Annotated in this window: 13 protein-coding genes; 11 read left to right on the forward strand and 2 right to left on the reverse strand. The window is 39.1% G+C overall.

All coding sequences use genetic code 11. The annotated features are described in order from the left end of the window. Positions 1 to 331 precede the first annotated feature (331 nt). Complete coding sequence (locus IEV85_RS24955; RefSeq protein WP_229712697.1) at positions 332 to 625, reverse strand: hypothetical protein; 294 nt, start codon at positions 623 to 625, stop codon at positions 332 to 334. Between the two features lie 120 nt (positions 626 to 745). Between IEV85_RS24955 and IEV85_RS22490 the strand changes: the two genes are divergently transcribed. The 8 genes from IEV85_RS22490 (at position 746) to IEV85_RS22525 (ending at position 13,159) form a co-directional block, all read left to right on the forward strand. Further along, positions 746 to 904 carry a hypothetical protein gene (locus tag IEV85_RS22490; protein ID WP_188467529.1) on the forward strand — a complete coding sequence of 53 codons (159 nt, stop codon included), beginning with the start codon at positions 746 to 748 and terminating at the stop codon, positions 902 to 904. A gap of 499 nt (positions 905 to 1,403) precedes the next feature. After that, positions 1,404 to 3,107, forward strand: coding sequence for a TonB-dependent receptor (locus IEV85_RS22495; protein ID WP_188467530.1), 1,704 nt, complete (start codon positions 1,404 to 1,406; stop codon positions 3,105 to 3,107). Positions 3,108 to 3,157: 50 nt separating this feature from the next. Next, a complete protein-coding gene (locus IEV85_RS22500) occupies positions 3,158 to 8,092 on the forward strand; it encodes a hypothetical protein (protein ID WP_229712698.1) in 4,935 nt (1,644 codons plus the stop codon). 1 nt (position 8,093) lies between these two features. Beyond that, positions 8,094 to 10,052, forward strand: coding sequence for a hypothetical protein (locus IEV85_RS22505; RefSeq protein ID WP_188467532.1), 1,959 nt, complete (start codon positions 8,094 to 8,096; stop codon positions 10,050 to 10,052). A 4-nt stretch (positions 10,053 to 10,056) separates the two neighbouring features. Next, positions 10,057 to 10,440, forward strand: a complete 384-nt coding sequence (locus IEV85_RS22510; RefSeq protein ID WP_188467533.1) for a hypothetical protein — start codon at positions 10,057 to 10,059, stop codon at positions 10,438 to 10,440. 170 nt (positions 10,441 to 10,610) lie between these two features. After that, positions 10,611 to 11,138: a hypothetical protein gene (locus IEV85_RS22515; protein WP_188467534.1), complete on the forward strand. Its 528-nt coding sequence runs from the start codon at positions 10,611 to 10,613 to the stop codon at positions 11,136 to 11,138. A gap of 476 nt (positions 11,139 to 11,614) precedes the next feature. After that, positions 11,615 to 12,547, forward strand: coding sequence for a hypothetical protein (locus IEV85_RS22520; protein WP_188467535.1), 933 nt, complete (start codon positions 11,615 to 11,617; stop codon positions 12,545 to 12,547). 51 nt (positions 12,548 to 12,598) lie between these two features. Beyond that, positions 12,599 to 13,159: a hypothetical protein gene (locus tag IEV85_RS22525; RefSeq protein ID WP_188467536.1), complete on the forward strand. Its 561-nt coding sequence runs from the start codon at positions 12,599 to 12,601 to the stop codon at positions 13,157 to 13,159. Here IEV85_RS22525 and IEV85_RS22530 read toward each other — a convergent pair. Continuing rightward, positions 13,131 to 13,724 (reverse strand): DUF4291 domain-containing protein, encoded by a 594-nt coding sequence (locus tag IEV85_RS22530; RefSeq protein ID WP_188467537.1) that lies wholly within the window; start codon positions 13,722 to 13,724, stop codon positions 13,131 to 13,133. The two genes, IEV85_RS22525 and IEV85_RS22530, sit on opposite strands and share 29 nt — an antisense overlap. Before the next feature lie 172 nt (positions 13,725 to 13,896). Here IEV85_RS22530 and IEV85_RS22535 point away from each other — a divergent pair, with 172 nt between their 5' ends. The 3 genes from IEV85_RS22535 to IEV85_RS22545 all read left to right on the forward strand — a co-directional run bounded on the left by IEV85_RS22535 (position 13,897) and on the right by IEV85_RS22545 (position 15,137). Beyond that, entirely contained in the window at positions 13,897 to 14,076 is a 180-nt protein-coding gene (locus IEV85_RS22535; RefSeq protein ID WP_188467538.1) for a hypothetical protein, read from the forward strand. A 124-nt stretch (positions 14,077 to 14,200) separates the two neighbouring features. Next, positions 14,201 to 14,671, forward strand: a complete 471-nt coding sequence (locus IEV85_RS22540; RefSeq protein WP_229712699.1) for a CdiA C-terminal domain-containing protein — start codon at positions 14,201 to 14,203, stop codon at positions 14,669 to 14,671. A gap of 4 nt (positions 14,672 to 14,675) precedes the next feature. Beyond that, entirely contained in the window at positions 14,676 to 15,137 is a 462-nt protein-coding gene (locus tag IEV85_RS22545) for a SitI3 family protein (RefSeq protein ID WP_188467539.1), read from the forward strand. Positions 15,138 to 15,431: the final 294 nt, after the last annotated feature.

Here is a 15,431-nt window from a genome sequence, read left to right on the forward strand (position 1 = left end):
TATTAAATGTAATTCGACATGTCAAAATCTATATGATAGACTTAGAACCAAAGGTAAAAGTCATAATTTGGCCATCATCGCTGTAGTCAATAAATTGATCAAACAGTCCTTCGCAATTGCCAAAAACAATACTTATTATCAAGTTGATTATATTGGTTGATTTAGTATCAAACAATATTTTATTTTGAATGATTTTACTTTTTACTTGATTTTTATCACAGTTCATTGCGAAGGAGGTACGACTGAAGCAATCTTAAGAAGTTTACGTCATTGCCAGGCACAAAGCCATCTTTTCTATTATTCTAGAAAAGTCAGGTAATGAAATTTCATTTCATTGAAAAGATCCCTGATAATTTTTTCCGTTGCTCTCCAAAAATTTCTGGGATGACGATAATTGCCGACTTTTGTGGTGATGACAAGCATTTAGTGCTTGCTTATTTAGGTCTTTTTTTCCACTGGTCTGCGGCTTACAGTCCAGCAAAAAGAGGAAGGTCTGTGAGCCACAGACCTTGGTTTTTCTGTTTATTTGTGCAATAAGATAGGTTTTTTCATTGAAATTATTATTAGCCTCGTCATTCCCACGCAACTTGTCCCGATCATTATCGGGAGGTGGGAATCTGTTCATTTCAACAGGATGTTGAAATAGTGTCTTTTTTATAGAATTGCTTTATGCTATAAACCTACAATTAAATAGTCATTGACAGGTACCAGGCAATCTTTTCTATTACTCTATAAAATTCAGGTAATGAAATTTCATTTCATTGAAAAAATCCCTGATAATTTTTTCCAGTGCTCTCCAAAAATTTCCGGGATGACGATACTTGCTGGCTTTTGTAGTGGTGAAAAACCTAGAGCACCTTTTAACCCTTTTGAGAAAGTAAGTATTAATTTTGATCCGCATTAGAAGGGAAGCCATTTTTTTTTGATTAAAAAAAAACTCAGGTTGCAAACTTAAGTCTCAATAAATCCAGAGAAAGTAAATTAATACTAAAAGCAGAATTAGAGTGCAACCAATAATATCTCATTGTTAACAGTATATCAATTCAATAGCCATTTAATTAAACTTTACCTGATTAAAGTATAAAACTGTAGATGTACTATATTTTTCCTTAGTTAAATCTTTCACGACTATATATGTTGCCGATAATGGTTTTGTACTGACCTTTATACTGTGTGTAAAACTAAAAAAGATGACTTTTTATCTGAAATATAGGTTGTTAAATAATTAGACCAATGGTTTATCCTTGTAATTTTATTCGCACAGTACTCCTGTAATATTATAATATTTTCTATAATTTTTTTACACTTATTTCTGAACTACTTGCAACTTAATTCACCACGCAGCTACTGAATAGTCTGTTAATCCAGAGAATTTTGTCATTTTTCGTTAAAAAAAAGCTTAATTGAAATACGTTTACCTTGCCATTGTGTTAATGTTTAGCTTTAGGAGCTTTGGTCAGGAGAATCTTACAGAAAAAGCTAAAGAAAAAGTTAAAGAAGGCTTCAAAATTTCAGGCTTTTTAAGTGCTAATGCTGTGGGTTATCATGTTTCTGGTATTCCCAATAGGCGCGAGCCTTTTTACTGGATCTTCTCAGGCAATTTAAACATTAGTTTTCTTGAATGGTCTATTCCTATTACCGCGACTGTAAGTCAGCAGGAAAGCGATTTCGATGCTCAATTGCCTTTTAATCAGTTTGGAGTAAGTCCTCGCTATAAGAGTGTTACACTGCATTTAGGGTATAGAAGTCTGAATTTTTCTGAATTTACCCTTGCTGGCAATATGTTTTTAGGAGTTGGTGTGGAAGTAGCTCCTGAAAATAGTCTTGTAAAGGTAAGTGCTATGTATGGAAGGTTTGCACGAGCACTTAATGAAAGAGGGGCGGAGGGATTTAATAGTCGTCTACCTGCTTACGAGCGCTGGGGCTATGGAAGTAAAGTAACGGTGGGCAATGAGAAGCGGGAGGCTGATCTGATTTTTTTCAAAGCAGCTGATAATCTTGAATCTATAGATCGTACGTTAGCTGATTCAGTAGGCTTGAAGCCTCAGGAGAACTTTGTACTGGGAATAAATACCCGTCAGCAGATAACAGAAAAAACCCAGATAAATGTGGAATACGCATTGAGTGCTTATACAACAGATACCCGAAACCCTGAAATTGTACTGGACAAATTCACCTATGCCAATAACCTTGGAGGTATATATGTTCCAAGAGAGTCATCTCAGTTTAACGGAGCGATATCAGGTAGCCTTACTTATGGAGGGGAAATGATTCAATTGCAGGTAAAGTACAGAAGGATCGGGCCTGAGTATAAAACAATGGGTTCCACATTTCTTAACAATGACCTGGAAGATATTACCGGGGGTGTTTCCTGGCGCATGTTAAAAGGAAAGATCAATGTGTCAACCAATGCTGGAGTCCAAAGAAATAATTTGGATGATGAGCAGTTGTCAAGTATGGTACGGATTGTGGCAGGAGCAAACATTGCTTATACTGTAAGTAACCATCTTAACCTGAATGCTTCTGTTGCTAACTTTAATGCAAGTAGCCAGCTTACTCAGTTCTCCGCCAACACTCTAAGTCCTATCATGCGAGATTCATTATACTACCTTCAGGTGACTAATAATGCTTCTTTAGGCGCTAATTATTCTGTAGGAGAAGGAGACTTTCGCAATGTACTCTTTTCAAATGCCAGCTATCAGGATGCCAGTAGTAACCAGGGAAATAACACTACTTTTTACAATGTTAATGCAGGGTATCAGCTTAATTATGTGCCTGCAGATTTTACGGTAAGTACGTCATTTAACTATAATGATAATTCAAGTGAGCAGGTAAGAAATAAATCTTTTGGGCCTTCTCTTGTTGTTGCGAAGCATTTTTTTAAACGATCTTTAAAATGCAGCTTAACCTCAACTGCTCTGTATAATCAACTCAACGCAGAAAAGGCTGCAGATATTTATAGTACAAAATTCATGACAGCTTATTCTTATGCAAAAAAACATACGCTGTCCTTTGATGCTACTTATGTGAGCAGAGAAGCTTACACAGAAAATAACAAGTCTTTTAATGAACTAAGGGCAGGGATTCTTTATAGTTATACATTTTAGTAATGGAAAAGGGAACGTTTTATAGCCAATTGGCACCGCTAATTAACATAATGAACTATCCGTTTAGCAAAAGGTTCTTTTTTGCATTTGGTTTAATTTTTATTTGCATGGTAAGTGCTAACGCACAGCGGCTTCCGGCAACCATCAATACTACAGTTAGTGCGCCCTATTCTGTTTACCTGAGCGATTACTACCAGGCAGGATCTAACAAACTAACCACCAACATCATCTTTAATGATTATAATGAACCCTCGTGGGATGTACGGCTTCGCTTAACCATAGAAAGTACCAAGCTGAAAATTCAAACCCGTCCGGACTTTTTTCCTGTTCAACCTCTCAATATAACACCTGGTGTGCCGGTAATGTTAAGTGGTGCAGACCTTGCTGAGTATTTTGACTTTAATAACCTGAATTTTTCCGGAATATCAGCTGCTGAATTGCGACAGAATGCCAGACTTCCGGAAGGAATGTACTCATTTTGCTTTGAGGTATTGGACTATCGTTCAGGAAAAGTGCTTTCATCCAAATCATGTGCCAATGCCTGGTTAATTTTACAGGACCCTCCCAGAATCATCAATCCTTTATGTGATACCTATGTTGAGCCGGCCGTTCCCCAGAACATCCTGTTTCAGTGGCAACAAGCCAATGCTATTTCACCGAATACAGGTTTCGGCCCCAGCTACAAATTGCATTTATATGAAGTAACAGATCCCTCAACGAACCCCAGAAGTGCGATTGCCAATGGTAAAACGTTGAAAATATTTGAATCTGAATTACTTAATCAGACGAATTATCTCTACAATATTGCCTCACCCACACTGGATCCCGGAAAACTATATGTTTACCAGGTACAGGCAATTGATCCGGAAGGAAAAGATGTTTTCAAAAATCAGGGATATAGTGAAGTGTGCTGGTTCTATTTTGGTTATCCTATGGGAGGAAGTATTGCACTAAATGAACCTTTAAATGAAAGTGGGTTTTCTAAAAAAGATCCTGTATACTTCAAATGGTCAGCACCGGATAAGAGAGTGCCGGGGCAGCCATTTGCTTATTATTTGAAGATTGTAAAAGTAAATGATGGACAGGAGCCGGAGCAGGCTATGCTGTCAAATACTATATGGTACGAAAAGAAAACCAATCCTTTAACGGCCACTACCGGCTTTAACTTTCTGCTGGACAGGCCACTGGATCCGATGACGGATTATGCATGGCAGGTGATAGCTGTTTCCGGCCAACAGGAAGTCGCAAAAAGCACAGTATTTACTTTTAGAGGCCCCGGTATAATTGAACAATTTAATGCAGGCATGCATATTGTACAGGTTTCTTCCACGGAAAGTGCTGACCTGACTAAGCTTTCCGGAATAGGCAAGGTCCGCTGGAGCAAGACGGATACAGCTATTATAAAGTTCGAGAATCTAAAAATTAAGGAACTGACTGGTGGGCGCTTTGTATTGGAATCGGGAGAAATTATTCATGAGTTCCCTTCAATTGATACCATCGCTTTACAGCCTCAATATGAAAAGAACGGGAAGGCAGTGTTTGCACCTGAGCGTTTCAGGTTAAACAAAGATGCTTTATCATTGCAGGGTAAAACAACCTGGGACTTGCCACATCCTGCCATTTCGCCTGATGTGGCGCAGGTAGTATCGGATACCAGCTGGCTGAATTTTGATAAGTACAAATTGAACGGTAGGGCCTATCTAAATGATAAAAATACCTTTGACTTATTAGATCCTTATGGTTTTAAACTAAGTTTAGATACCGTTTCGGCATACGTTATCCAGAATAATACTTTTTACTTTAAACTTTATGGCGCAATTAGCCTGCCTGAAAAAGTAAAAACGAAGGAGGGCGGGCTACTAAGCCTTCCTATTCATGATGCACGGCAATTGTTTTACATCACCCCACATGAACAAGCTTTAAAGAAGATCAATGGCCAGGTAGCCCTGTTAAAAAATGCGGATATTTTCATGTTACCGCAGCATTTTATTATCGATTTGTCGGAAGAAGAATCTCCGGCTAAGCTGGTGGCCGACAAGGCATGGAAAGGGGTTTATATCGATCAGTTTAAGCTAAATTATAAAACCACCATTGATAAAACCGATCAGCTGTCTTTACAGCAGGAACTGGAACATGAATTTGCTATTGAGGAAGGAAATGAAATAGAAAACTGGGTAAGCAGCAAAGGACTTGATTTAAAATTGACACAGCAATTCAATGCTTCAGCAAAAGCCTCTTTTAATGAGTTTCAATCGCAACTTTATGCATTAAAACTTTCTGTTATTAATAACTCCATTTCCGAAAGCCATCTCAAAGGCGGGATGTTAATCCCTTTTATTGATACGGTCAACTACTTCTCCTACACCATTCCACTTTCAGACTATGGGTTTAAGGAAGGCTATATGGACCAACTGGACGAAACCAACTTTACCTTTAATAAAGGAGGAGGAGAACAGGAGGTTAAAATCTTAATTAAGCGAGCTGTATTTGCTAACAGGAACAGGCTGGATATGGCCCTGGATTTGGAATGGCCTTCTATGGGAGTTGAGTTAAAAGCGGTAAACGGCTTTAAAGTATGGGGAAATAATGCAATAGGCTTTGGGCAGCCCAATGGAGCTGTAGCATTAAATAAACAAGTAAATGCCAAGGTAAGTGGTTTTCCCATTACTATAGATGGTATAGGGGCAGGGAGCAGCTCAGGCCAATATTCCTTTGGTATTAGCGGTAAGGTGATGATGGCAGAAGACGTGAGTGGTAATACGGGTCCTCCTGAAGCTAATATATATACAGTAGCCGCCAATTCCTTTGCCAGTAAAGAAAGCAACCCTACAATAAATTATGAGAACGCTACCGGAAGTTCCGGAAGTAGTGGAGACGGAGGTGGTACTTCAGACGTGCCATTGCCTACTTTTGATGAAAAAGCTATCAATGCAAGTAGCCCGGAGATTGTTGAGCAGGCGGAAAAAGTAAAAAACAACCTGGCTTCTTCTTCCGGTGACACTTCCTATTCCAGCATGGATATCGCCTTGCTTCCAGTAGAACAAATGGACTCTACAACAGCAGCCTTGTTTCAGCTTTATAATGATTTTAACCAGAGACAAAAGGTTTATTTCGATTCGCTCTTGCTTCTTTTAAGTGATCCTATTACAGTGCTTATTAATGCGCAAGCAGACAAGCTGAATGCGAAAATTACCACAAAGATTAATCAGCTGACTGATAGCCTTAATGAAAAAATTGGAGACCAGGTAGGCTTCCTGGTGGAGAATTTACGTGACCGCTCTCTTACAATGGTATCTGCAGAGAATACAGTTGTTTATGAACAGATAAACGGGGCAGCGGCAAGAATACAAACTACCATTACCAAAGAGGTGCAGGCAGCCATTGTACAATCGGTGGGCGAGAATGTTACAGTGCCATTAACCTTTTATATAAAAGAAGAGCTGGCTAAAAATGCGGCTGTTTACATCAAAAATGAAATGGTCTCAGTTGGCCTGGATGTGAAGGCGGGAGAAGGGCATGCGGAATTCAAAGGGAATGTAGGCAAAAAGTTAGAGGGGCTGGCGAAAGTAATTTTTGACCAGAAGATCGATTTCAAAAAGCTACTTTCTAACCTGGAAGCGCTGGGGCAGGATGCCTTTAAAAACATTGATACCAAGCTAATTTTAGACCAGTTAGTAGGGGAAGTAGCAGTAATTGTAGCCAAAGCAGCCATAGAAGCAGCTACCGGTGATGCCCTGGACAACTTATCGGAAAGTATTGGCATCAGTATCCCTATGGATTTTAGTGACCTGGGGGATAAGATAAGAAAAGGTGACCTGAAAGGGGCACTAGCCCTGGATCCCGTATTTATTAAAATCAACACCAAATTTGTTTCCTTAAACGGGGTGGTTAAGCATACACCGGAGGACCCTGTATACGGAACCGTATGGAGGGGGAATATTGATTTTGCAGTAAAAGTACCCAAGCCCTTCTCGCTGGACGGGGTTTTTATCAATGGCCGAAAAGGAGGGAATCCCTACTGGTTCTGTCAGATCTCTCCGGGAGACGGTGAAGTGCAGGCAGGAGGAGCCTTAACACGAAGGGCTAAACCATTTGATTCTCCGGTAAACATGGGGCCGGTTAGTATGGTAGGTGCCTCAGGACGGGTGTACTCTCACATGAGAGATGAGCCTGGCAAGGCCATAGTGCCGGACTCTACCATGAAATATGGTGCCTACCTGAATTTTGTTTTTTTTGATGCAGATAAGAAGGGGTCAACCATGCGGCTGGATGTGGCTGCTGGCATTGAAATGCAAGAGAGTGGAGACTATGTAGTGGAGTTTGACGGCAATATGCAATTAGTGAATACCAAGCCCGATGTGCTAAAGATTGACGAAAATGCCATGGCCCTGGGAGTAGTCTCCATCAAATATAACTCAGCCGAAGAACACTTCATTGGCTATGGAGCAGTGACTATTGATAAACCTGGTGCTTTATGTGCATCGGGTTCCATCCTGGTGGATGTAAAGCCTGGCGCATGGCGGGTAGCCCTGGGTTCTCGTGAGGAACGGCTGACTTTTGTACCCGGTTGTGCCGGCTGGTCACCTACCGGCTGGTTGGACGTCAACCAAAATACAGCCGAATTAGGACTAGGGCTGCAGTTCTCTGTTGCTGCAGGCGCCAGCTTTAAGGCAGGTGTGTTCGCATTGGGGATACGTGTGGATGCCGGAGTTGCCTTTGGTCTGGTGGCGAAAGCGCAGTACAGCCCGTCCTTTATGCTGCTGGAAGCAGGTGTGTGGGTTGATTTATGGGGCAGGGTGATAGTAGATTATCAAGCCTTTGCCCTTAAAGGAAGCGTAACGTTGGTGGATTTGTACTGCCAGGGTAATATGCTGGTAAAATTTAACCCCAAGCCAAGTACCATAAGCGGGAATGTAAGTGGCTATGTAAAGCTTGTGGGAATTATTTCATGTTCGTTTGATGCAGGTTTTGAAAAGGTATTATAGAATGAAAAACAGCTACACATTACTCTTGCTCTCTTTGTTGCTCTTGCTTCTTCCTGTAGAGCAACTGCAAGCCCAGGCACCCTATGTGGAGGACCAGCAATATTTGGCTTTAGCCTTTGCACTGGCGGCTCAGAACCCCGAAATGAAGGAGGAGGTGGAAGCCTTTATGGCGCTGCCGGAAGAGGAAAAGAGGGTTGCTTTTCAAGAGGCACGCAGTGTTATCAACGCTTTTAGAATCAATAAAAGGATGAAGCAGCTTGAATTTACACCTGCTTCGGAATTCATTTGTTTGGTGTATGTAGATGGAGAAGCGCTTATACCTGAAGCCCTGCGTGAATTGGGTGAGCGTGAGTATGAAGACCTGTCAATGTATGGAAGGGTTCACTTCAGCTTTACAAAAGACTTCAAGGGAGCTTATACAGTTGCGATGATGGTAGATGGGTCAGAGGCTGTAATCAATAAATATGGTACTAAGCAACAGCTGGAGCGCATTGCGACAGAGGAGTTCGAAAAAGCAGGCCTTCATGATAAAACCTATGATTTCATTGAAGTGGACGAAAGCGAATTGCTTGCTCCCCTTTATGATACGATTGTGAAGAGGTTTATGGAAGAGGGGATGCCTGCGGAAGGAAGTGAAGAGGGTTTATCAGAGGAAGATGTAGTCGCCCTGAAGGAAGAATTTATGGCCAAGCCTCATTGGCATAGAGCTGCGCTAGTATTGAAAAAATTTCTGGACGATAAAGGGTTCTATAACGATGTCACAATTGACTGTGGTGGAAGTGACTGTAAGGTTAGGACAAGTGTAGCCATTGCAGAGAATGCTACGATAGAGCAAGAGACCACTTTCCATTCAGGAATGGAAGAGGAACAACTGATGGATATGCTTAGGAACATTTACAAAGTTCCTTACTTTGAAGCAGAGGCGGCTTTTACAGAAGGGATTTCAGAATCTTTTTGGAACTACATGCGTATTCAAGATGCGAAGATTGCTCGACAGGAAGGCTGGCTGGTAGCCTATGCTGAATTTACGGCTGACCTTGTTACAGCACCAACCGGAGTACCCACAATATATGGCTGGATTACTGGTAATCACTGGCGAACTGGAAATGAGTTGAAATGGTGGGAACAGGTGTTGGGTGCCTTTGACGTAATTCCAGGTGAAGCATTAGCGAAGGCTGGGATCACAGCCTTGGTCATCAAGATAGGTAACAAGGTATTTGATTTTACCAAGGTGGCCACTGCTACACGAAGTTTCCTTGTTGGTGCACGGCAGGCAGGCCTGAAAGTGGTCATGAAAGGTACCAATGAGGTAATCCTGTATGGCAGTCAGGGGATCAAGCAAATTGGGAGGTTCGCTGATGGGGTGCTGCAGGATATATATTGGAACTATGGGGGTGAAAGGATCTTAGCGAAGCTGGCAGGAGTGAAGTACGTAATTGATGGCAAAACTCTGGATGATGCAATTGAAATTGTAGAAGATGGTGCAGGAAATGTAGGAGCTCGTGTAGTAGGAGCTGGAATCCGGTTTACTGATGAGATTGATGGCTTGATTTCAGGCCTTAAAACTAAGGCTAGATATGTGCTTGAAGGTACCGGAGACTACAAAACAGTAAAAGGCCACCACCCAACAGCTAAAAAAGCTTTTGAAGGAGATATCGCTTATGACTACAATAAAGCTTTTAGTGTGTCTCCTCAAAAGTTAGATGAGGTTGCAGGAATTAGAAACATTCACGGAACGATTACAGGTCAGCAAAACAGCCTTTATTCTACCTGGAGGAGAGCTAATCCAAGTGTGAAATTGACTTTGACTGATATGGTACAGATAGAAATAAGAGCAATGAAAAATGCCGGCATCCCGGAAGACATTGCTACTGGGTGGGTACTGAAAGCATTGGAAGATCTTAAAGCACAAGGTGTAACGTTAATTACTAATATACCGTGGAATGGTTTAAACAAATAATGTTATGAAAAGCAATCAAGAAATACTTAATGAAATAGGAAGGAAATTAATACAAGAATGTTTCGACCCTACTTATGCGAATATGGAAAGTCTTCGAAAGAAAGAAAATCCCCCCCAATTGTTTAAGGATTATGTCGAAGTTCTAAGCAAGATTGATGATGAAAGCTTTCGCATCCTTCAAAGGTATATGAAAAACACCCTTGGGAATTTTTTATTTGACGTACTGCGGGTTTTCGAAGAAAACGAGCAATTCAAAATTGTTTATGAACAAGAAGGTCAGCAGGTAGACTTGAACAAGATCAGTGAGATGCTTAAAGCCGAACCCATTATAGAAGGTGGCTGGATCGAGCGATTTAGTAAGGAGTTGAAGAATGACAGCCCGGAATGAGCACGAGCAAACGAATGTCTGTAACTGGAGCAGCAGTATTAGGTAGACCAAATATTATATTACTATAGGCTTAACCTCCAAAATCCTGAAAATTTATTTACTGAACACTATGGAACCGAGATTCCAGATGTTAAAGGAAATGTAATCACAGTCTACCCAATAGCTAAACCATGAGTCATATTCTGTTAGAAAAATGGAAAGAGTTGGAAGAAGAACTAAAAGTTCAACGTTCAAGCTTAGATAGAGAAACACTATTGAAAATATTACTTCGCTGGACTCAAGAAGTTAAGAAAATAAAAGATGAAAAGGTTCAAGAACTTTATCATAGTTATTTAGAATATTTTGAGAATTGCTTCTTTCCGGAAAATAATATTACTCCTTGGTATTCATTAAAAGAGTTAATTGATGTCGATTTACTGAACCGGCCACCCCTTACATATGATAGAGCTGTAATTAAAGTTAGAGATGTTTTATGGGAATTATTGGTATTTAAATCTGATATACTTTGTCCATGTTGTGGGGATGATAATTTGCGCGTAATGGTTAATAATGATAATATACTGATATTCACATGTGATTTATGTGGTTGTATCTTGAATGAATCAGGAAAAAAGACGGATGTAAACGGAAAGCTTTATCCTGCACCTATGTCTATGATTAGGCTCGCCGGAATAACTGCCAATCCTGTTTTATTATAACTTTGAGTGTAAGCTTGTTTGGTTTTGGTATCCCAGATCAATTTGTGTTAAGTCTGCGAGCTGTGCTTACAGATAGTCGTGGAATGGAATAAATAACAAATAAGCTTATGAAAAAGGATAAAGAGGTACTTAATGAATATGGTCAAATCATAATCGAAAAAATTATAGATCGCCATTACAAGGGAGTAAAGAAGGCAATTTATCAAGGTCTACCAAACCTCAAGAAATGCCTATAATCGAGTGTTTGAAAAATTGAATGATGATGAAAAATCATTATTAATGAGTTTTTTTTAAGGAGATTATAAACTCGACTCTTTTTGATTATTTAGAAGTTTTCGAAGAGAACGGATTACATCTTTTCTGATTTAAAAACGAGGCAGAGGTTAAAAGAGATTGACCAGGATGGAAGTACGGCACCATTTTTTAAAGTAATTCAGCAAAGTGAAAGTGGTCATAAAAATGCAGGTCCCATTGCATTGCATTCAAGCTATGATCAGTATGTAGCCCAGTATGGAACTGAGAGTGCCTTCTATTTGGGAGAGAAGTACATGACCATGATGGGGCTTATTTATTCTCTTCATGCATTAGGAGTAGGTACTAATATGGCTACAAACTCCCTTAAAGTCATTCCTGCTTATAGCCAACGGATGCGCCTTTACAACTCCCGGGCAAAATTGGTAGAAACACAGGTAAGGGCAAGGATGAGCGAAACCTTTCTTGCACGCTATCCGAATATAAGAAATGCTCTTACCTCTTCCAGAAGTGAGGTAGGCTCAAATGCCAAAATGTATGAGCTGGACAACTTTATCCGCAGGCTCAGCCAAAATGAGCTGACAAGGCTGGAGGGTAACCCTAAATTAGTCACAAAATTAGCGCAAGACTATGCGAAAGATCCAAGGCTTATTGCTAACTTTAAAGCAGTAAGAGGTAGTTATGAGGAGTGGGTGCTCAAGGCTGAAGGGGAAGTTGCTAAGAGGGGAAGACAATTAACTCTTGGTAAATTTGAAAAAAAGATAGGTGACTATGAGGTGTATGAACAGGGAGAAGTTTTTTTTAGAGGAATGACCGATTCAGATTTTGAATATCTCATAGCTAATAATAAGTTGAAAGTTACTTCAAATACATCTGAAATGTTTACCTCTCCTTCTTTAGAGTACATTAAATCTGTCGGTTATGGTGTTGAAGGTGTTATTGTAAAGATTCAGGTTAAACCTGGGACTTTAGATGCTTTAGCAGCAAAAGGTATTAGGGATCAATCATCCAGAGCAGCTTATTTATACCCTGATATACCTAACCCTCAAAAGCCAGCTGGTTGGATTGAAAGAGGGGGAGTTTATTTTAAACAGGAAACAACAAAAAATACCAATTCAAAACAAGTGAATATAGATTTAGGAAGAATTAGGCCCTGACTGGAGGGGAAAGTTGTTCAATGACAATATATTAAACTTTGAAGTGGTACAATGAGAGAACTTACAGAAAAAGAATTGTCTACATTGAAAAGACGTTCTGCGGGGTTAATTACTAAAGAAGAGCTTGAAAAGGAGATAAACTTTAGGGCCTCCTATAGTGAAATGAAATATTATTTGGATAGTTTTATGACTAGTAAAGATTACCATAACTTTGAAGCCGTGTTATGGGATATGCCAAATCAATTAACTAAGGAAGAAGAAGGGAAGTTATATCAGAAATATTTAATAACTCAGGATCATTTTCAGCACTCTAGTATTGTTACTGCTTTTCAGACTTATTTTAATGATGATAGCACAAATATTCCTGTTTTGATACAAGCTATTACTAACATTCCAAGTTATTTAGAAGGAGAGGATATAAAATATCCCTATATAAAAAAAATTATATACTCTATTGGTGCGCAGCCAGAACCTTATAATTTTGAAGCATTAGAGAAGCTTTCAAATGAGACGAAAGATGATAGGATTAGAGATTTAGGCCTACATCAGATTGAAAAGCGTAAAAAATTAGGTAGGTGGGAGTTTATGAAGAATAGAGAATCTGAGTTTTAAGATTATCAGGCAAAGGATATATATTTTCATGAGGAAGTAATTGTTTTGCTTCCTCTATTTTTTTGTCTAATACTAACGAATGTATTTGTCTGCATTTGTCAGAAATATCCTCAATAGAAACAATCCAATCATTCACATATTTTTCAACGGCAATACCTGTCAACCCCACTTGAATAGAACGGTAATCTAGGTTATTGAGAAAAATATCCTTTTCCGGATCCCATTGGATGCGTACCGGTGCTTTTTGCAACGAATCTTTCCAAGAATCAAGCGAACCATGTACCTCTTTTACAAAGTGCGATAAGCAAGAGTTTTTTAGAGCCCATTCCCAGCCTTCACGTGTAATCTTTATTGCCAGAACATATTCCTGTCCTTCTTTTGTTGCCCATCCAGAGCGGTACATCATCCAAAGGAAAGAAGGTTTGACCCAAGTCATTCGTTCCATTTTAAAAGGGGGAACAAATTTCTGGGCTTTAATGGCTGGTATGGCAATTTCTTTTCGGTAAGCTTGATAAACAGTGATTGTATCGTCATCATAAACAGCCCGAATAATTTTTTCTTTCATAAAATGTCAGTTTAAATAGGACTCTTTCAGCAGAATTTTTAAATTTTAAAGACTTTTGAACTTAAGCAAAGTATAAAAATTGTTAAATATAAAGGAAAACGAACTGAGGTTTTTTAATTTCAAGTATTGCTATAAAAGTAGTTAAAAAGCGGAAGAACATTTCAATGGTTATTTGGATGACGATAGGGATGCGGCTGCCGGCCCTGGGGGAAGTGACTTTCTGATAGGTCAGAATCAAGTTGTATACAGTAATACCATGGCCGGTATAGATGCATTAAGCCTGGCATTAGCTCCCTTTTGGAGCGGACATCTTCGCGGACGTAGTAGGCGCATTATATACAGGGTACTATAGTGATTGGGGTAATGCTGCTTTATATGCAGGAGCAGTAGCTGTGCCTGTGGTGTCTGTAGCTATAGCGAAGCAGGTAATCCAGAGGAGCAAAAGGCTCAAGAAGGTTAATAATAAAGTTGAACTGGTGGATGATGTTGGTGGGGCGGGGAATATTAAAACATTACCTAGTAAAGCGCCTAATCCAAATGCAGTTCCCAGAGGGACAAAAACTGTTATTGGTGAAGGATTAGATGATGCTACAAAGACTTCATTGATTAGAGAAAATGAAGCAGCTGATATCTTAGCTAAAAAAGGCTTTGACATTGAACAAAACCCCAGTGTTTCTAACACAATTAAAAATCCAGATTATAGAATTGAGGGAGAAATATTTGATTGTTACTCTCCTTATAATCCCAATAAAAGCGTAAGGAATATATGGACTGAAGTTAAAACTAAAATTGACGCCAAACAAACAGAAAGAGTAGTAATAAATCTTAAAAACTGGGATGGTGAAATAGCTACTTTACAAAAGCAATTTACTGATTATCCGGTAGAAAACTTAAAAGAGTTAATGATAATTGACAAAAATAAAATGGTATCTCATATTGAATTGTAAAAGAATGGCTTTAGAATATAGATTACAAGTTAAAACTAAGATGTCACTTTCCAGCCTTGTTGAAAGTTATCTTAATGAAAAGAGGATTTTATTTTCAAAAGAGAATATAACAAAAGGTGAAAATGTTTATTGTTATGAGGGATTAGGTTTTATGGTTTCAATTTTGTTTTCAGAAAAGATATTTTTCGAATATTTAATAAGTGAAAATAAGACTATCGAGGAAGATTGGGATTACTCAATTGATATACATTTTAGACTGGATAAATTTTATGATAATTTACTTGCAAGAATAAACATGATAGATATGTGTATCTATCTTTTAAATAATACCAGGGAAGATGCTCGATTATTGTTCAATGGTGATATTTTAGTATTGGAGAGAACTAATGGTATAATTAGCATAAACAAGAATTTTGGGTTTTGGAATTCAGATGATTTACTAAATAAAATCAATCTGCTCACATAAAGATTGAGTGTAAGTTGTTGGTGGGGTAGGGGACTTTGCTGAAGGTCTCAATAATGGAGTTAGCCGATATAACATCACTAGTGAGATTGGTGAAGGTATAACAGATATCAATAGACAAGTTACATTAGGTAGTAAGTGTATGCCATTAAAATGGAAAGGGGTTAATTAAACGGTATATTTTACTTCTGAAGATGCTAAACCCTTTGGAGCCGACATCTTCGCGGACGTAGTAGGCGCATTATATACAGGGTACTATAGTAATTGGGGTAATGCTGCTTTATATGCAGGAGCAGT

The sequence above is a fragment of the Marivirga lumbricoides genome (assembly GCF_014636295.1).
GTDB classification, from domain to species: Bacteria; Bacteroidota; Bacteroidia; order Cytophagales; family Cyclobacteriaceae; genus Marivirga; species Marivirga lumbricoides.